The 16,155-nt window shown below is 61.3% G+C and carries 16 protein-coding genes; 3 read left to right on the top strand and 13 right to left on the bottom strand.

The features are described 5' to 3' along the window. Positions 1-10: 10 nt before the first annotated feature. Positions 11-718, bottom strand: a complete 708-nt coding sequence (locus MB02_RS00175) for an EthD domain-containing protein (protein ID WP_067531123.1) — start codon at positions 716-718, stop codon at positions 11-13. A 14-nt stretch (positions 719-732) separates the two neighbouring features. Beyond that, positions 733-1,494, bottom strand: coding sequence for an SDR family NAD(P)-dependent oxidoreductase (locus MB02_RS00170; RefSeq protein ID WP_067531121.1), 762 nt, complete (start codon positions 1,492-1,494; stop codon positions 733-735). A gap of 207 nt (positions 1,495-1,701) precedes the next feature. Here MB02_RS00170 and MB02_RS00165 point away from each other — a divergent pair, with 207 nt between their 5' ends. Both MB02_RS00165 and MB02_RS00160 read left to right on the top strand, forming a co-directional pair. Further along, positions 1,702-2,499: an SDR family oxidoreductase gene (locus tag MB02_RS00165; RefSeq protein ID WP_067531119.1), complete on the top strand. Its 798-nt coding sequence runs from the start codon at positions 1,702-1,704 to the stop codon at positions 2,497-2,499. After that, a complete protein-coding gene (locus tag MB02_RS00160; RefSeq protein WP_067531117.1) occupies positions 2,496-4,190 on the top strand; it encodes an FAD-dependent oxidoreductase in 1,695 nt (564 codons plus the stop codon). The genes MB02_RS00165 and MB02_RS00160 overlap by 4 nt, the downstream gene beginning before the upstream one ends. 120 nt (positions 4,191-4,310) lie before the next feature. Here the strand turns inward: MB02_RS00160 and MB02_RS00155 are convergent, their stop codons facing one another. Beyond that, a complete protein-coding gene (locus MB02_RS00155) occupies positions 4,311-5,933 on the bottom strand; it encodes a GMC family oxidoreductase (RefSeq protein WP_067532101.1) in 1,623 nt (540 codons plus the stop codon). 259 nt (positions 5,934-6,192) lie between these two features. On the opposite strand from MB02_RS00155, the gene MB02_RS00150 reads away from it, so the two are divergent. Continuing rightward, positions 6,193-6,816, top strand: a complete 624-nt coding sequence (locus MB02_RS00150) for a TetR/AcrR family transcriptional regulator (protein WP_170304590.1) — start codon at positions 6,193-6,195, stop codon at positions 6,814-6,816. Here the strand turns inward: MB02_RS00150 and MB02_RS00145 are convergent. The 10 genes from MB02_RS00145 to MB02_RS00100 are packed head-to-tail and all read right to left on the bottom strand — an operon-like array spanning position 6,797 to position 16,119. Next, positions 6,797-7,987, bottom strand: a complete 1,191-nt coding sequence (locus MB02_RS00145) for a cytochrome P450 (RefSeq protein WP_082825869.1) — start codon at positions 7,985-7,987, stop codon at positions 6,797-6,799. The genes MB02_RS00150 and MB02_RS00145 overlap by 20 nt on opposite strands. A 23-nt stretch (positions 7,988-8,010) precedes the next feature. Next, positions 8,011-8,439, bottom strand: a complete 429-nt coding sequence (locus MB02_RS00140; protein WP_067531113.1) for a Zn-ribbon domain-containing OB-fold protein — start codon at positions 8,437-8,439, stop codon at positions 8,011-8,013. Beyond that, positions 8,436-9,590, bottom strand: coding sequence for a thiolase C-terminal domain-containing protein (locus tag MB02_RS00135; protein ID WP_067531111.1), 1,155 nt, complete (start codon positions 9,588-9,590; stop codon positions 8,436-8,438). Before MB02_RS00135 ends, MB02_RS00140 begins: the two co-directional genes overlap by 4 nt. Continuing rightward, positions 9,587-10,021 (bottom strand): hotdog family protein, encoded by a 435-nt coding sequence (locus MB02_RS00130; protein ID WP_067531109.1) that lies wholly within the window; start codon positions 10,019-10,021, stop codon positions 9,587-9,589. Before MB02_RS00130 ends, MB02_RS00135 begins: the two co-directional genes overlap by 4 nt. After that, positions 10,018-10,743: an enoyl-CoA hydratase/isomerase family protein gene (locus tag MB02_RS00125; RefSeq protein ID WP_156495361.1), complete on the bottom strand. Its 726-nt coding sequence runs from the start codon at positions 10,741-10,743 to the stop codon at positions 10,018-10,020. The genes MB02_RS00130 and MB02_RS00125 overlap by 4 nt, the downstream gene beginning before the upstream one ends. Then, positions 10,740-11,546, bottom strand: a complete 807-nt coding sequence (locus MB02_RS00120) for an enoyl-CoA hydratase/isomerase family protein (protein WP_067531105.1) — start codon at positions 11,544-11,546, stop codon at positions 10,740-10,742. Before MB02_RS00120 ends, MB02_RS00125 begins: the two co-directional genes overlap by 4 nt. Next, positions 11,543-12,688 carry an acetyl-CoA acetyltransferase gene (locus tag MB02_RS00115; RefSeq protein ID WP_067531104.1) on the bottom strand — a complete coding sequence of 382 codons (1,146 nt, stop codon included), beginning with the start codon at positions 12,686-12,688 and terminating at the stop codon, positions 11,543-11,545. Before MB02_RS00115 ends, MB02_RS00120 begins: the two co-directional genes overlap by 4 nt. After that, positions 12,685-14,091, bottom strand: a complete 1,407-nt coding sequence (locus tag MB02_RS00110) for a 3-oxoacyl-[acyl-carrier-protein] synthase III C-terminal domain-containing protein (RefSeq protein WP_067531102.1) — start codon at positions 14,089-14,091, stop codon at positions 12,685-12,687. The genes MB02_RS00115 and MB02_RS00110 overlap by 4 nt, the downstream gene beginning before the upstream one ends. A 1-nt stretch (position 14,092) precedes the next feature. Next, positions 14,093-14,992 carry an SDR family NAD(P)-dependent oxidoreductase gene (locus tag MB02_RS00105; RefSeq protein ID WP_067531100.1) on the bottom strand — a complete coding sequence of 300 codons (900 nt, stop codon included), beginning with the start codon at positions 14,990-14,992 and terminating at the stop codon, positions 14,093-14,095. Then, a complete protein-coding gene (locus tag MB02_RS00100) occupies positions 14,989-16,119 on the bottom strand; it encodes an acyl-CoA dehydrogenase family protein (RefSeq protein ID WP_170304589.1) in 1,131 nt (376 codons plus the stop codon). The genes MB02_RS00105 and MB02_RS00100 overlap by 4 nt, the downstream gene beginning before the upstream one ends. Between the last annotated feature and the right edge of the window lie 36 nt (positions 16,120-16,155).

Below are 16,155 nucleotides of genomic sequence, written 5' to 3'. Positions count from 1 at the left end.
AGAGCCAGCGTTACGGGTTGAAATCGTATTGGCTGGTCGGAATGATGTCGATCCGATGGAAATCGATGAAGGCTTCGCAACTGTCGGCCATGGCCTTGGCATTGGCCTGTAATTTCGCGTCGTCTCCCACTGCGTCGAAGAATACATTGGGATCGGTCATCGCTTCGAGCGGGAAGCACTCCTCCACGAACGCACCGTAACCCGGCGCATCGTCTGTCAGCGGTTTGACGATCAGGTTCTGGATGTACTCGAAATTGGACTGCGTATCGATTGCAACCCGGGCATGATGCTTATGCCAGTGCGCAATGGCTTTTTCCCATGGCATGTCCGCGTGAAACGAGATGAAGCTGGCTTGAGACCAGCCCCAGGTACGCTGCCCGTCAACTGGGGGATGTTCCGTGTTGGGAATGATTGCCGATTCCGCGACCAACCATGCGGCGAAACGGTCGCAATGACTGGCGATTGCCGCATCCGTATCACCCCGAAACATCGCATTCGACGAAGGCAGCCACAATTGTACGACGGCATCCTGTTGCGGCTCCTGCCACTGCTGGATGAGCGGGGCGGCCGGACCCACAGTGTCGTCGCGCACGTTCAAACGGATCCGGGTCGCGCCGGTCTTCTTAAGGGCTTCGGGCAGGCTGGAGAGAAGGCGCGTGTTGAAACTTTCGCGGCTTTCACCTTCGGCAGCCCACAGGGCGTAGATGATCTTTTCCATGCTGGGATAAATCCTTAGTCGAAATTGGCCTGCCCGCCGTCGAGCGGGATTGTCGCGCCGGTAAGATAGTTGAGATCAGCACCGCACAAGGCGACGATGGCGCGGCCAATGTCTTCTTCAAGCCGACCGATCCGGCCCAGCGGAATTGTGCGGAAAAATGCTTCCGCTTCCTCGGGGTTGGCCTCGAACCAGGCCTTGAGGCCCGGAGATTCCGCGTGAGGTGCAATGGTCAGTACGCGAATGTTGTCGCCACCCCATTCCGCGGCACCGGCGCGGGTGATGCAACGGATCGCCTGCTTGACTGCGCCATATGCACCATAGCCAGTCATGTCCCAGCGGATACCAGCGGAAGATGCGAAGTTGAAAATCGTCCCGCCACCGCGCGCCTGCATGTGAGGACGCGCAAGCTTCATCAACCGCATGCTGGCGAGGGGGCCCGATTCGAACCCGGCGAGAAACGCTTCGTCAGTCACATCCTCAAGTTTGCCGAGAGGAACTTCCTGAGCATTGTTCACGAGGATATCCAGTCCGCCGAGCTCCTTGACGGTCGTTTCGACGGCCTTGGCCAGATCGTCCGCGGATTTTACGTTGCATGCCATCGCGATGGCCTTGCCGCCGCGATTGGTGATTTCCGTTGCCGTTTTTTCCACCTTTTCAAGTGTGCGCCCGGCCAGCGCGACACTGGCACCCGCAGCCGACAGAGCGAAGGCGATTCCCTGCCCAACGCCCTGGCCAGCGCCAGTGATAAGTGCAACTTTTCCGCCAAGATCGGTCATCCGTTCCCATCCTTCGTTTATTCGTAGATAATTGCGGGGTATTCTACGCATGGAGTTGACAAATTGGCAAGCGCGTCCACAGTTGCGTTATCGGATTGACGGAGAGGTATCCCGTTGTGGAGGCGGGCATCCAGAGCGGGGAATGCTCTTCGTTGACGGCGGCAAATCCTTGCCGCCATATCTTCCGAACAAAGGAGAGTTGAGAGGATGACCGTCGCCGTGATTACAGGCGCCGCGGGTGGAATCGGCGCCGGGTTGGCGCGCGAGGCTGCTCGTCGTGGAATGCAGGTTGTGCTGGCCGATCGGGACGAGGACGCGCTGCGCGAAGTCGCGCGCGGTATCGGTAACGCCGCCTATGCCGTTCCAACCGACGTAACGGATGCTGATGCTTGTGAAGCTCTGGCGGAGAAGGCTTACAACGCGCACGGCCAAGTCGATTTGCTGTTCAACAATGCCGGCGTTCTGGCAACCGGGAACAGCTGGGAAATTCCGCCGGAAAAATGGCGTCAGTCCTGGGCGGTTAATGTCGACGGCGTGTTGAACGGCTTGCGGGCTTTCGTGCCGCGGCTGATTGCTGCCGAGCGGCCTGCGCGCATTATCAACACCGCGTCAGTCGGTGGTTTTCTGCCATCTCCGCTGATGGCGCCCTATTCTGCGACCAAATTTGCAGTGGTTGCGCTTACGGAAAGCCTCGCTGGGGAGTTGCAGGCGCTGGGTACTTCCATCGCGGTGTCTTTGCTGGCTCCCGGCCCGGTGAAATCGGGCATTTTCCGGGAGGAACCGCCGGAACAGGCGACGCAGTTCCATACGGTTATGACCAACATGCTGGAGGAACACGGTCTGACCGGTGACGAATTCGCACCGCTCGTCCTCGACGCGGTTGAGCGTGGCGAATACTGGATTTTCCCGCAGCCGGAGGTACTGGAACCGGCATTCTCCGCCAGAAACCAGCAGATTCTGGAGCGGAAAGCGCCTCAATTCTTTCTCGTGGATCAGGATGTATGAGCGAAAAGTGGGATAAGGAAGTCGATGTTCTCGTAGTCGGTTCGGGCGCGGGCGGTATGCTCAGCGCGCTGGTCGCGGCCAGGAACAACGCCGATGTGCTGATCGTCGAGAAGGACAAGCTGTGGGGAGGCACCTCCGCAACGTCCGGTGGCGGGATCTGGATTCCGGGGAGCGACCAGGCGCGCGCATCGGGCTTTGAAGACAATCTCGACGATGCCTTCACCTATTTGCGGGGACTTTCGGCGGACAATGTGCCGGATGAGAATATCCGTGCCTACGTCGACAATGCGGCGCCTATGCTGCGTTGGGTGACGGAGAATACGCAGATCAATTACATCGCTGCCCCGTATCCCGATTACCATGCGGAAAATCCGGGCGGCTCTCCGCAGGGGTTCCGCACACACCTGCCGCTGGAGTTCGATGGCAGGCAACTGCCCACGTCCGATATCAGGACGCAGCGGTTTCCGTCACCGGCGGCAAGCCTGTTCGGGTTCCTTCAATGGACTTTCGCGGAAACGACGGAACTGCTTTATCGGACCAAGGGCTGGTTCACGCATCTTTGCATCAACATGGCCCGCTATTGGCTGGACTGGCCGTTCCGGTTCACATCGCGCAAGGATCGTCGCCTGACATTGGGCAATGCGCTGACCGGTGGCCTGCGCCTGGCGCTCAATGAGCAGAATGTCCCGCTCTGGCTGGAAAGTCCTCTGAAGGATCTGGTCCGCGACGGAGATCGTGTGACCGGTGCGGTGATCGAGCACGCAGGCAAACCGATGCGGATCGGTGTGCGCAAAGGTGTCGTCCTTGCTGCGGGCGGCTTCGACAAGAACCAGGGCATGCGCGACAAGAATTCGCCGCTCTACCCGACCGCACAGATTTCCGGGGGCGTCTCCAGCAATACAGGCGATGCAATCCAGGCTGGCGAAACGATCGGTGCCAAGACGATGAATATGCAGTCGGCGTGGGCCGCACCGGTATTCTACGTGCCGGGTGAGGATCGCGGGCGGCTTTGTACCATTGAGCGGGCGCTGCCCGGTTGCATCATGGTCAACCAGAAGGGCGAGCGCTACCTCAACGAAGCGGCTTCCTATCACGTCACTGGCCAGCTTATGGCGAAGCGTGAGGCGGAACATGGCGACGCGAGCCCCAGCTGGATGGTCTTCGATTTCCGTTATCGCCATCAGTTCCCGATGGGCCCGCTCTATCCGCTGATTCCCGATTGGGCGCAGAGCGGACAGGTCAAGCTGATCCTCAAGAAAGCCAGGACGATCGAGGAACTTGCAGAGCAGATGGGTGTCGATCCGGCGGGTCTTTCCGCCACGATCGCTCATTTCAACGAACATGCGAGCAAGGGCGAGGACCCAGATTTTCATCGCGGCCAGGCCGCTTACGACAAGATGTATGGCGACCCGCGGAACACGCCGAATCCCTGCCTGCGGCCGATTACCCAGGCGCCGTTTTATGCAATGCCGATCTATCCGGGCGACATCGGTACGAACGGCGGCTTGCTGACCAATGCCAAGGCCCAGGTGCTCGCCGAAGACGGCAAACCGATCTCGGGCCTCTATGCAATCGGCAACAATGCCGCTTCGGCCATGGGTGAAAGCTACCCTGGTGCGGGTGTAACGATCGGTCCTGCCATGACCTTCGGCTATATCGCCGCGCGCGACATGACCGGCAGTAACGCGTAACTCGCGGTATCGGCGAGCTGGTGGCACCTTCCCGACTGTGAGAGGGTGCCACTGGTTCTCTTGCGTGGGTCAGTGCGGGCCACAGCAATGCAACTGATCCGACCGGGAGGGGGCTCGCCTCTATCCGGGCAGCTGGACAGGCGGCGGCGGAGGATTGCCAAGGATGGCATCGGCCGCCTTCTCTGCGATCATGGCGACGGGAATACCGGTATTGGCGCCGGGTAAATGCGGCATGATGGACGCATCGACCACGCGCAGCGCTCCCATTCCATGCACACGTAGCTGCGCGTCGACCACGGCCATCGGATCATTGCCCATCCTTGCCGTGCCGACGGAGTGGTAGTCTGCTTCCGCCTTGGCGCGGATATAGGCGTCAATTTCCTCGTCGCTCTGGACACTGGCGCCGGGGGCCAGCTCTTCGCCGCGATAGGGATCGAACGCTGGCTGGGAGAATATCTCGCGGGCGGCCCGCACGGCTGCGCGGGCAACACGCCGGTCGTTTTCCGTGCCAAGGTAGTTCTGGTCAATCACCGGGGCTGCGTCTGGATCGGCGCTTGCCAAAGTGACCGATCCGGTGGCTTCCGGCCGAGCGACGTTGGTATGGGCATAGAACCCGTGCATCGGCACCAATTTCTGACCGTTGTGCCCCATCAGTGCCATCACCAGCAGCATCTTGATGTCGGGTTCTTCCAGTGCCGGATCGGATTTCATGAAACAGGCCACTGACATCCCGGTCTGAGAGAGAGGACCACTCCTGAACAGCAGATACTGCCCCAGAGCCAGCGCACCACGCAGCGGATTGAGATAACGCAGCATGGATAGGGGTTTTGTCGCCTTGTATTTTACATGCACGGCGAGGTGATCCTGCAGGTTCTGGCCGACGCCGGGCATGTCGTGGACCAGCGAGATGCCATGTTCTGCAAGGTGCGCGGCAGGCCCCACACCGGACAGCATCAGCAGCTGGGGCGTGTTGATCGCGCCCGCGCTCAGGATTGTTTCGCGTCTGGCGTGGGCGACGCGATCTTCTCCTTGATGGCGATAAGCCACGCCTGTTGCCCGTTTGCCCTCGAACAAGACCTTTCGGCTTTGTGCCCCGGTCAGGACTGTCAGATTGGACCTGTTCATTGCCGGGCGCAGATAGGCTGCGGAAGCGCTGGAGCGTTTCCCTCGGCCAACCGTAAGATCAACCGCACCGAAGCCTTCGCGCGATGCACCATTCAGATCCGGGTTGTGCGGGTATCCAGCCTGTTGCCCTGCTTCGATGAATGCCTGGGCGAATGGATGGGTCTGGTCGGCCCGAGTGACCTGTATCGGGCCTCCCTTACCATGCCAGATATCGTCGTGAGGGAGATAGTTTTCCAGCTTGCGGAAGTACGGCAGGACTTCGGCAAACGACCAGCCTGTGTTGCCGGCCTGCGCCCAACGGTCATAGTCGCTGTGCATTCCGCGGTCGTAGGCCATGCCATTGATTGACGAGCCGCCGCCCAGCACTTTGCCTCGCGGGAGATACAGCACCCGGTCGTCGAGATGTTTCTGCGGCGCGGACATGTAAGGCCATGCGTGGCTGCCTGACATCATGATCGGCAAAAGCCCGCCGGGCGCGGCGATTAGCGGGCTGGAATCCTTGCCGCCTGCCTCCAGCAGCAGCACCGAGTTTCCGGAATCGGCTGAAAGCCGGTTCGCAAGGATGCACCCCGCGACCCCTGCGCCAACAATTACATAATCAAATTCGGTTGCGGTCATTATCCGGCCTCTGCCCAAAGCATCCATTTTCGTTTCCGCTGCTTGGGCAAGATGCACCAGTTCGCAATGTCCTCAGCCCGGAATTTTGTGCTTCTGGTCCAATCGGGTTCTCTTTGTCCATTAAGGAGAATTCGTATGATCCGATCGCGCCCGATCTGACAGCTTGCCACCGCGGGACGGTGGGCTTGAACATGCGAAGACCCCCGCCTATCCGTTGAAGGAGCGCAAGGTTTTGTGTGATCCTGCAAAGGCCCGATTATTGACGACTGAAAGAACTACGACCGCCCCCCGCCGCTCGCCGGGCAGACCGCGCGACGCAAGCCGTGAAAAGGCCATCCTGGTCGAAACGCTGGCCTTGCTGGGCGAGCTTGGCTTTTCCGGCCTGACAGTCGATGCGGTCGTCGCACGGGCGAAAGTCAGCAAGGCGACGATTTATCGTCGCTGGGCGACCAAGGAAGAATTGGCAATCGCGGCCTTCGACCTGCTGCCCCTGATCGAGGTTCCGGAGACCGGCAATCTCGAAAGCGAGATTCTGGGCTATATCGATCAATATTACGAATTCCTGCGGACGACGCCGCTACCAAGCGTATTGCCTGCTCTGGTCAGTGAAGCCATGCATAACGAGGCACTGGCCGAGCGTTTGCATGAAACGGTCGATCGCCGCCGGGCATCCGGCATCGCGATGATCCAGCGGGCAATCGACCGGGGTGAACTGCCCGAAGGCACGGACCCCGCATTGGCGCACGAACTGATGGTTGGCCCCATGGTCCAGCGGTCTTTTTTCGAGCCGGATAACTTCAAGCACGAGGATTTCAGCCTGATGGCGAAAATCATCATCGCCGGGCTGAAGACGATGGGCCCGGCTACTTCCAGCGGGGACTGACAGTCATCCGGATGAAGCCATTCAGGTGCTCGCCATAGGCACGCTCGCAAGCGTCCTCGATCACCTCATAATCCTCTATCGCATCGAAGATCGCGTTGAGCATCAGGCCTGCCGCCGTTTGCGCGAGGTAGGCACCGAGGCAGAAATGTGAACCGACGCCGAAGCTGAGATCGCCTTCGTTGGGGCGGGTGATGTCATAGCGATCGGGGTCGGGGAAGCGTGCGTCGTCCCGATTGGCAGAGGCGTAGATGAACAGCAGGTTGTCCCCCTGTTTCACGTTGGCCCCATTGAGCTCGAAGTCCATCGCGGCACGCCGGGCAAGCATGTTTGTGGGCTGATCGTAGCGACAGGTTTCGCGAAAGGCATCGTGCAGCAAGCCATGATCGGCGAGAACCATGGCTTTCTGATCTGGATGCCGTGCCAGGTAATAGAGCGTGCCTGCGACTGCCATCGGAGTGGTTTCCGATCCGACCACCAGCAGGCTGAACAGATAGGATAGCAGGTTCTCGTCGGTCAGGCGCTGGCCATCCACTTCCGCATCGCGCAGACGCCGCCCATGCGGGCCGCCTGCTTCGGGATCGGCACGCATCTGTTGTACGTGGGCGGCAAGCAACTGCATCAGTTCGCCTGCGGCCTGCTGACTGTCCGGGGTGGAAGCGCCGACTTGTCCGGGAACGCGATTGAGGATCATCCGATCAATCAGATCGCGGGCATGGATGGCCTGGGCGCGCGGGATGCCAAGGTTGTATCCTGCATTGATACACATCACCTGATTGGCGAAATCGTGATAGGCGTCGAATGTTTCGAGCCCTTTCAACGCAGCGAGTTCGCTGTCTACGATACCTTTCAGGCGGGGCACTTCCCTGTTTACGGCACTGGCGGCGTAGAACGGTTCAAGCAATCCACGCCATTTGCGGTTTTCCGGTGCGTTCATTGTCATGAAAGTGTGCGGCACGGGCTCGCCCAGCATGAGTTGCGCTGGCGTCTGGCCCGCGCGGAAGTCCAGCCATTTGGGAGTCAGGCTGGCCTTTCTCAGATCATCATACAATGTCAGCGCCCATGCCCGGCGCGCCTCGACAAAGTGCGGGCATCCTTCAGCTCGCAGTTCGCGATACAACGGATGTGGATCGCTCATGGCTTCGGTCGAAAAGGGATCGTAATCGGCTGCCACTTGGCATTCTCCACAGTACGCGTTCAGATTTTCCAGGCAGGCCAGGGCGTGCCTTCGGCCAGTTCAACGATGCAGGCTTGCAGTGGCATGCCGATCGTCAACCGCGAGGGATCGACATGGTTTATCGGATCGCCCGCCGTTTGTACGAGCGGGCCCACCATGCGCAGGCCAGGCGCTTCGGCCAGTTCCGCGATGGCTACAGGGTAGGGGGCGAACGGTGCGAAGGCCGGAAGGACAGGCGGGTGAATTACTGTCCATGACCACAAACGCGCGTTGCCGGATACCGCGCGATAGGCAAGCGGCTGGCCACAATGGCAGCGCCAGCGGGGGGGGAAATGCCATACCCCGCAGTCAGCGCAATTTTGATGGGCCAGTTCGCCGCGTTCCAGCGCCCGCCAGAAACCGGCTTCGAACGGTCCGTCGCGAGCGGGCAGGGGAATGCCGTCGATCATCCGTCCCTCCTCAGAAGCAGCGCCCCGTTTGGCGTGGCGTCGCAACCGGTAACGAGCGCGAGGCGGGCATCGGCAATCTGCGTCGTCGCCGTACCGCGCAATTGCCGTACTGCCTCGGTCGCCAGATTCATGCCGTGCAGGTATGCTTCCGACAGACCTCCGCCAGCGGTGTTGGTGGGCAAAGCGCCATCGGGCCGCAGTGCGCCCTCCACGATCATACGTGCGCCTTCTCCGCGCGGGGCGAATCCATATGCCTCAAGGGAGAAGAGGATCATGGGCGAAAACGCGTCGTAGAATTGCGCAACATCGACATCAGCCGCCGTGAAGGCCGTCCTTTGCCAGAGATGCTCCGCTGTAACGGCGCTGCTGCCCGTCAATGCGTCAGCGCGATGGAAATCGGCCATCGATTGATGACCGGGCACCAGACCCTGGGCAAAAGCTTCTATCAGCACCGGGGGCTGGCGGGCATCGCGCGCTCTGGTTGCGGGCAGCAGGACCAATGCCACCGCTCCATCCGTTTCGAGACAATTATCGAACAGGCGCAACGGATCGGCCACCATGCGTGAGGCGTGGTAATCTGCCTCGTCCATGGGTTTGCCATACATGGTGGCTGCCGGATTGGCGCAGGCGTAGCGGCGCAAGGTTACCGCGATTTCCGCAAGCGCGGGGGCGATGTCCCCATATTGGTGGGCATATCGGCGCGCGATCATGGCCACTTCATCCACCGGGCGCAGCAGGCCAGACGGGCGGGACCACTTCCAGTGATCGTTCAGCACAGGCACGGATTGCGCCCAGACGCGTGTGCCGGCAGCGGACCGTTTGCGTGCGCGCCAGACGACGGCCGCCTTTGCCTGGCCGGTGGCCAATGCCATCGCTGCATGGCCGATCGCTGCGGGCCCCGCGCCTCCACCGTGCGGTGCCTGAGAGAAATAGCTGAGCGGACCGAGGCCGAGATTGCGGACGATCTCGAAATCCGGGGTGGCCTCCATCGTATAGCTGCTTAGCGCGTCGATTTCCGACGGTTCGATCCCGGCATCCTTGAGAGCCATGTCAATGGCCATGTAGGCCAGCTCGCGTTCGGACTCCGCCAGCCCGCGCCCGAACTGCGTTTGCCCGATCCCGGCAATCGCGACCTTGCCTGCGATGGTCATCGTTTTGCCTCGAGGTAGAGCAACTCGATTGTCGACTTGAGACAAGGCTTCTGCGTGTCCTGCCCGCGCACTTCGAACTCGAGCGCGATCAGCGTCCCCTTGGGATGGGCTTTGGCAGATGCCAGTCGGCTACGCCCGCACAATTGGGCGCCGCATTGGATTCTTACAGGATACCGGATGGAGGGGCTGCCGAGGTTGATTGCGCCGCTATGGCCGGTCACGGACCAGTCGAGTGCCGGAACCAGTCGTGGCAACATTGCCTGTAACATCACGCCGGGGATATGCCCGTTTTCGGATTGCGCTCCGGTCACATCCTGGAATGCCTTCACGGCCTCCAGCCCGATCGTGAGCGGTGGCCCCCAAGGGGTGAAACCGCGTGCTTCGATTGCCGCCAGTGCGTCGAAGTCGTCGTAGCTGATGTCCTGGCTCATGGGGCGCCTCGCAGCCGGGCGGCTGCTTCCGCTTCGCGCACCAGAGCATCTGCGACAGTGCCTTCGTGTGCCGCGTTGAGGGCGGCCTTGATTTCGCCGATGACTTTCGCATGGCCGCCTGCCACTGCTTCGCCCAACGCGACGGTGCGGGGCAACAGGTCCTCTGCCGCGACGATTTCATCCACCAATCCTATTTGGGCGGCTTCCTCACTTGCAATCATGCGATCGCACAGCAGCAGCTTCTTCGCGGCTGGCAGCCCCACGATATCGACCAGCGTCTTGGTAGAACCGAGGCCGGGCATGATCCCCAGCTCCGCAAAATTGGGGCGCAACCGCGCGCCGGGCACGGCGAGCCGCAGATCGCAAAGCAGGCTCATGGTGACGCCGATCCCGGCGGCGGACCCATTGAATGCGGTGATGGTCAGTTTCGGGATAGCGGCAAATTCGGGAGCGAACCCGGCAATGAAATGCTCCTGCCCGATCGTCAGGCCGGACGGGCCTGTCTTGCCGGTCAACACGCTACGATGTGCCCCGGCGCAGAACGCACGGCCTCTGCCGGTCAGAACGATGGCAGCCACATCATCGTCAGACGCGGCCGCGCGCAGGGCCTCGACCAGATCTTCGCCCATTTCCGGCGTGTAGCAGTTCATGCCATCATCGCTGATCAGTTTGATCAACTGGACGTGCCCTTGCCGGGTCATCGCGAGAGTGCCGTAGCTCAATCGAGATCTCCCGGTTCACGGTCGCGCCATGCGGGCGGGCGCTTTTCCAGAAACGCGGCCACGCCTTCCTCGACATCCGGGTGCTGGGTCTGGGCCAGAATGTAATGCCACCCTTTTTCGAGAGCATCGCCCAGACCCATTTCCTTTGCGGCCCAGATGGAAGCGCGGGTGCGGGCCACGGCGGTCGGGGAATGCCGCGCAATGCTGGCAGCCAGTTCCATTGCGCGGGGCATCAACTGGTCCAGTGGCATGATCTCGTCGACCATCCCGATACGATAAGCCTCTTGCGCGGTCATCTTTTCATCGCCGCCGGTCAGCGCCAGTTTCATGACTGCGCCAAGCGGTATTCTGCGTACCAGGCTGACAGGTTCGAGAGCGGCGATCAGGCCGACTGCGACGTGGCTGTCGACGAACCGGGCATGGTCGGCGGCCAGGACGATGTCGGAATCGGCCGCATAATGAAGTCCCGCGCCAACAGTCAGGCCGTTGATGGCGGCGATTACCGGTTTGGTGACGCCGCACTGGCGACCGGTCCAGCCTATCGAAGCAAGTTGCTGCGCGAATTCGGGGTCTTCCGTTCGCGGGAGATCGGCAAGATCTGCACCGGTGCAGAAAGCCTTCACCCCTGCGCCGGTGACCACGACAACGCGGATGGCAGGATCGTCTTCCAGTTGTCGCCATGCCACGGGCAGTTCCACGTTCATCCGACTGGAAATGGCATTGTGGCGCGCTTCGCGGGAGAGCGTCAGCACCGCGACATGGCCGGCGACCGTGATCTCCAGCGTTTCGTAGGCCCCGCTCATTCGACCCCCAGAATGCTGACGGCACAGCCGGTGGGGTAGCCGCCGATATTGTGGCTCAATGCCAGCTTCGCGTCCTTCACCTGACGAGGGCCTGCCTCGCCGCGCAATTGCAGGACGTTCTCCACGATCATCCGCGCGCCGGTGGCTCCGGTGGGATGGCCGAAACTCTTGAGCCCGCCGTCGGTATTCACTGGTAGATGGCCACCCAGTTCGAAGGTTCCGCTGGCAATATGATCCTTGGCGGCGCCTTTCTCGATGAAGCCGAGATCCTCGTAGGAAACCAGTTCGGTCATCGTGAAGCAATCATGCACCTGGGCGACGTCGATCTGATTGAAGGGATCGTCGATCCCGGCCATCCGATAGGCATCGCGTGCGGCATATTCGGTTGCTTTCCACCGCAGAAAGTCATGGTCCGGATCGGTATGCGGATTGGGCGAACAGTGCGAAGTGATCGCCTTCACCAGGACCGGTTGCTTCGGAAAATCGCTTGCAAGATCGGCGCGTGTAACGATTACAGCAGCGGCTCCATCCGTCTGCGCGGCGCAATCGTAAAGACCGAAGGGCCAGGAAATCACCCGGGCGTTGAGCACGTCCTCGATGGTGATTTCCTTTTTGAGGAAGGATTTGGGCGCCAGCGTCCCATTGTGATGGTTCTTGACCGCGATCCGCGCCAGATCTTCACGTCCGGCGCCGAACTTTTCGAAATAGGGTGCTGCGGCAAGCGCAAACCAGCCGGCGGGTGTGGCCGGTAAATCGCGCACGCCCCGGAAAGCCACCGGTGGCCCCGATACGCCCCGGTCCTTTGGCTTGTCGTATCCGACAGCCAGAACCGTGTCGTACACTCCGGCGGCGATGGCCATGCAGGCCGCACGCACTACTTCCGTGCCAGTTGCGCAATAATTATAGACCGAGGTGAGTGGCTTATAGAGTTTGAGCGCTTCCGAGACGTCGACAGGGCCCATCGCCGAATAGAGCGATCCACAATAAATGGCGTCGATCTGGCGGTTGGGATCTTCGATCCCGGCGTCCGCATATGCCTCGAACACCGCATCGACGATCATATCGTCTGCGCTGCTTGTCCAGTTTTCCATGAACTGGGAGCAGCCGACGCCGACAACGGCGACCTTGTCCTTGAGGCTCATGAGCGGCTCCTTTCAGGGAGGGCTTTCCAGAAATAGTTGGGCCGCCGCCCGGCATCGTGAATGCGGCGAAATGCAAAACGCAGTTTCATGCCCAGTGTGGGATTGCCTTTGGCCAATCCGGCAATTTGCATGTAGATGCGCGGCCCGTTTTCGACCTGGACCACGCCGACAGCCGTTGGCGGTGTGGGGGAAGGGAAAAACGCATCCAGCGTATAGGTGACGAGCGCACCGGCCTGGTCCGCGAAATCTTCGGCAATGAAACAGTCCCTGGCACCACAGCGGATGCAGACCCGCTGTTTGGGGAATTGCGGCTCACCGCACTGGCAGCGTTGCCCCTGCAAACGCAGGTCTTCGGCCCGTTCGCGGAAGTGGATTGTGGCTGATATGCCCTGATCGTCGGCAGGCTCGTATTCGACCGGATCGAGCCGCCGGGCCCGGCGATAGGCTGCCTGTGAAGTGACTTCTATCCGATCGGCAACCGCGTCGGCAAAGGCGCGGGACCCGCGTTCTTCAGCAACGGTGTAGAGCAGGGCGGAAGCGCCATCCCCATGGGCGACCATGGCGATCTCGTGCCCGATGCGGGCATTGTCGAGCGCAGCGGCCAACAGCAGGGGGGCATGGGCGGCCCCGCAATAGCCGACCGTGTCGTATGGATTGGTGATCAATTGGTCCGGTGTTATGCCCAGTGTCCTGGCCAGCCCGCCGAGAGCACGCCTGTTCGGTGCGCTCAGGGCCCACGTACGGCTCATGCTTTCGGCTGCGGAGGGAAGCTTGGCTGCTACGGCGGCTGAAGGCTCCTGAAACCCGTATTGCGAGATAAAGCGGTCTTCCCAACCATGGGTGAAGCGGTCGCCATTACGCCGCCAGACATCGACAATCTCTTCTGAATGTACTGCTTGGGCGGTCAGTCGCGCGGCCACGTCTTCCCGGCCAATCAGAAACGCAACCGCGGCATCTCCGCCACTGCGCTCCAATTCGCTGCCCGGTGCGCCAAGGCGGCAGTCCGCGATCATGACCAGTGCATTGCGGGCATTGCCGCTGGCCACTGCATCGTTGGCGAGCATCAAGGCATCGGCTCCGGCACGTAACGAATGGCCGATGTCGGCAGTGCGTGAGCTCTTCGGCAAGCCAAGCACTGCGGAAATAAGGGCGGCACCCTGCTTTTCATCGAACGCGTAAGTGGTTGTGGCGAAGATCACGAGGTCGATGTTGTCCCGTGGCCGGTCCTTGAGACAGCGGCGCGCGGCATCGACTGCCATCGTTACACTGTCTTCATCCGCCCAGGCGATCGCCCGTTCCGGTCCCCCCTTGGCCTTGCGGCCTGCCAGAACTGAGGTGGGCAGCCGATGGGTGGCGATATAGACTCCCCAATCGACAATGCCGGCGTCGGCACCAATGGTCATATCAATCGCCCTTCGCTTCCGGCGCACGCACGCCGGCATGGAACGGGTAAGGCTTGCCGAGGATGCCGAACGCGCCGAATTCACCGGGCATCTGCGTCTGGAAGTGCTGACGGATGGAATCGATATCCCAGCCATCGGCCTTGACGAGAGTCTTGCCATAGTGCGGCTGGACCATGTGCGAGAGCCGTTGTCCCCCGGTGCCGAAAATCTGGCCCGACACGTTTTCGGTCTCGTCGCTGCACAGATAGACTACGGCAGGCCCGTTGAATGTCGGGTCGAATTCGGGGCCGGGGTTGCCGTCCGCATCGCGGTATGTCTTGGACATCGCCGTGGTGCCGAGCGGGCCGATCGCATTCACGCGGATGCCATAACGGGCCAGTTCGAGCGCCCAGGTATATGTCATGGAGGCGATGGCACCCTTGGCCGCGGAATAGGCGGTCTGGCCGAAGCTGCCGAAATGCCCCCCTGAGGTGGTATTGATTATCACGCCGCCCCGGCCATGCTCGACCATCGCGGCGGCTGCGGCCTGAGCGCACCAGAAGGTGCCTTTGACATGCACGGTCAGGATCGCATCGAGATCGTCGTCCGACATTTTCAGAAGAGTGCGGTCGCGCAGGTTCCCGGCATTGTTCACCATGATGCGGATGCTGCCGAAGGCGTCGATACAGGCCTTTATCAGTCCTTCCGCCCCTTTGCGGGTGCCGATATCGTGCGTGGAAACCAGTGCCTTGCCACCCGTTGCCGTGACTTCGTCTGCAAGAGCAGCAGCAGCTTCGCCATTGATGTCGTTTACCACCACCGGCGCTCCGGCGGCGGCGAGGTGGAGGATATGGCCTCGTCCAATACCTCCTGCGGCACCGGTGACGATTGCCGGGCGGCCTTCCAGCAGGCGCGCGCTCATGCTTCCAGCACCTTGTGTGTCCCGGCGATCAGGGCCGCACCTGCCCGTTCCTGCAAATCGAGCGGTTCGCCGTACATCAGCTGGAGATGCTTGGCCCGACGATAGAACAGCTGCGGATCGGCCTCGAGCGTAAAGCCGATGCCGCCATGGACCTGAATGCCAAGTGCGGAGACGTCGCGGTAAACCTGTGTGGCTTTCATCTTGGCGAGATCGGCCCAGGTCGCTGCCGGGTCGCCATCATCGGCCGCTGCCGCAGCGCGATAGGTCAGCATGCGTGCGCCCTCCACATTGACAGCCGCGTCGGCCAGATAATGAGCGATCGACTGGAAGGAGCCGATGGGTTGGCCAAATTGATGGCGGGTGCAGGCATAGTCGCGGGTCATTTCCAGGATCCTTTGCGCACCGCCCACCGCCTGCGCGGCGATTGCGATCTTCATCGCGGTGAGCCCGGCTTCCCAGGCGCCGATTGCCTCTTGCCCGCTCGCAGCGGTAATCATGACCGGTGTGTTGTCGAATGTGACACTGGCCATGGAAAGGTCGGCCATGTTGGGCAGCTCGGTGAAGGAAATGCCTCTCGCGTCCCGTTCGACAATGCAGAGAAGCAGCACACCCGTCGGGTCGCTGGCGTGGACGAGCAGGATGTCGGCACGGGAAGCCTCGGGGACAAAGGTTTTCGTTCCATTCAGCACGAGAGAGCTGGCTTGGCCCGAAGCTGCCACTGCCTGCGGTGCATCCAGAGCTGGCCGCCCGTCTTCCTGCCAGGCGCAGCTCGCGAAAGTCTGACCCGCTGCCAGAGAGGCAAGCAGGGCCTTGGCTGCGTCATTTCCGCTATTGGCGAGTATGCGCGCCGCCATGACAGTGCTTTCGGTGAACAGCATGGGCACCAGCGCGCGACCGAGTTCGGACTGGGCCACTACCAGTTCGGTCAGGCCGAGCGAAAGGCCACCGGCTGCTTCGTCAATGGCGATCCCGCCAATTCCCATGGCAAACAGCAGGTCGTAGATTGCGGCCGCCTGCGCAGCGTCATCCTCGCAAGCCCGCACCATCGCCGTCGTGAAGTGGTCTTCGCACAGAGAGCGCACGGAATGCTGCAACGCCTCCTGCTCCCCGGTGAGACTCAAATCCATATTATCCGTCTCCCACCCGATTCCGGATCGTTTCCG

It is taken from the genome of Croceicoccus estronivorus, assembly GCF_001625325.1.
GTDB classification, from domain to species: Bacteria; Pseudomonadota; Alphaproteobacteria; order Sphingomonadales; family Sphingomonadaceae; genus Caenibius; species Caenibius estronivorus.
Note: the sequence above shows the minus strand (reverse complement) of the source record. Positions and strands in the feature narration are given on the sequence as shown.

What these genes read in the sequence shown, in the direction of transcription:
- MB02_RS00175 (WP_067531123.1), bottom strand. Translation starts at nt 718, where the DNA reads ATGGAAAAGATCATCTACGCCCTGTGGGCTGCCGAAGGTGAAAGCCGC.
- MB02_RS00170 (WP_067531121.1), bottom strand. Translation starts at nt 1,494, where the DNA reads ATGACCGATCTTGGCGGAAAAGTTGCACTTATCACTGGCGCTGGCCAG.
- MB02_RS00165 (WP_067531119.1), top strand. Translation starts at nt 1,702, where the DNA reads ATGACCGTCGCCGTGATTACAGGCGCCGCGGGTGGAATCGGCGCCGGG.
- MB02_RS00160 (WP_067531117.1), top strand. Translation starts at nt 2,496, where the DNA reads ATGAGCGAAAAGTGGGATAAGGAAGTCGATGTTCTCGTAGTCGGTTCG.
- MB02_RS00155 (WP_067532101.1), bottom strand. Translation starts at nt 5,933, where the DNA reads ATGACCGCAACCGAATTTGATTATGTAATTGTTGGCGCAGGGGTCGCG.
- MB02_RS00140 (WP_067531113.1), bottom strand. Translation starts at nt 8,439, where the DNA reads ATGATCGACGGCATTCCCCTGCCCGCTCGCGACGGACCGTTCGAAGCC.
- MB02_RS00135 (WP_067531111.1), bottom strand. Translation starts at nt 9,590, where the DNA reads ATGACCATCGCAGGCAAGGTCGCGATTGCCGGGATCGGGCAAACGCAG.
- MB02_RS00130 (WP_067531109.1), bottom strand. Translation starts at nt 10,021, where the DNA reads ATGAGCCAGGACATCAGCTACGACGACTTCGACGCACTGGCGGCAATC.
- MB02_RS00120 (WP_067531105.1), bottom strand. Translation starts at nt 11,546, where the DNA reads ATGAGCGGGGCCTACGAAACGCTGGAGATCACGGTCGCCGGCCATGTC.
- MB02_RS00115 (WP_067531104.1), bottom strand. Translation starts at nt 12,688, where the DNA reads ATGAGCCTCAAGGACAAGGTCGCCGTTGTCGGCGTCGGCTGCTCCCAG.
- MB02_RS00110 (WP_067531102.1), bottom strand. Translation starts at nt 14,091, where the DNA reads ATGACCATTGGTGCCGACGCCGGCATTGTCGATTGGGGAGTCTATATC.
- MB02_RS00105 (WP_067531100.1), bottom strand. Translation starts at nt 14,992, where the DNA reads ATGAGCGCGCGCCTGCTGGAAGGCCGCCCGGCAATCGTCACCGGTGCC.
- MB02_RS00100 (WP_170304589.1), bottom strand. Translation starts at nt 16,119, where the DNA reads ATGGATTTGAGTCTCACCGGGGAGCAGGAGGCGTTGCAGCATTCCGTG.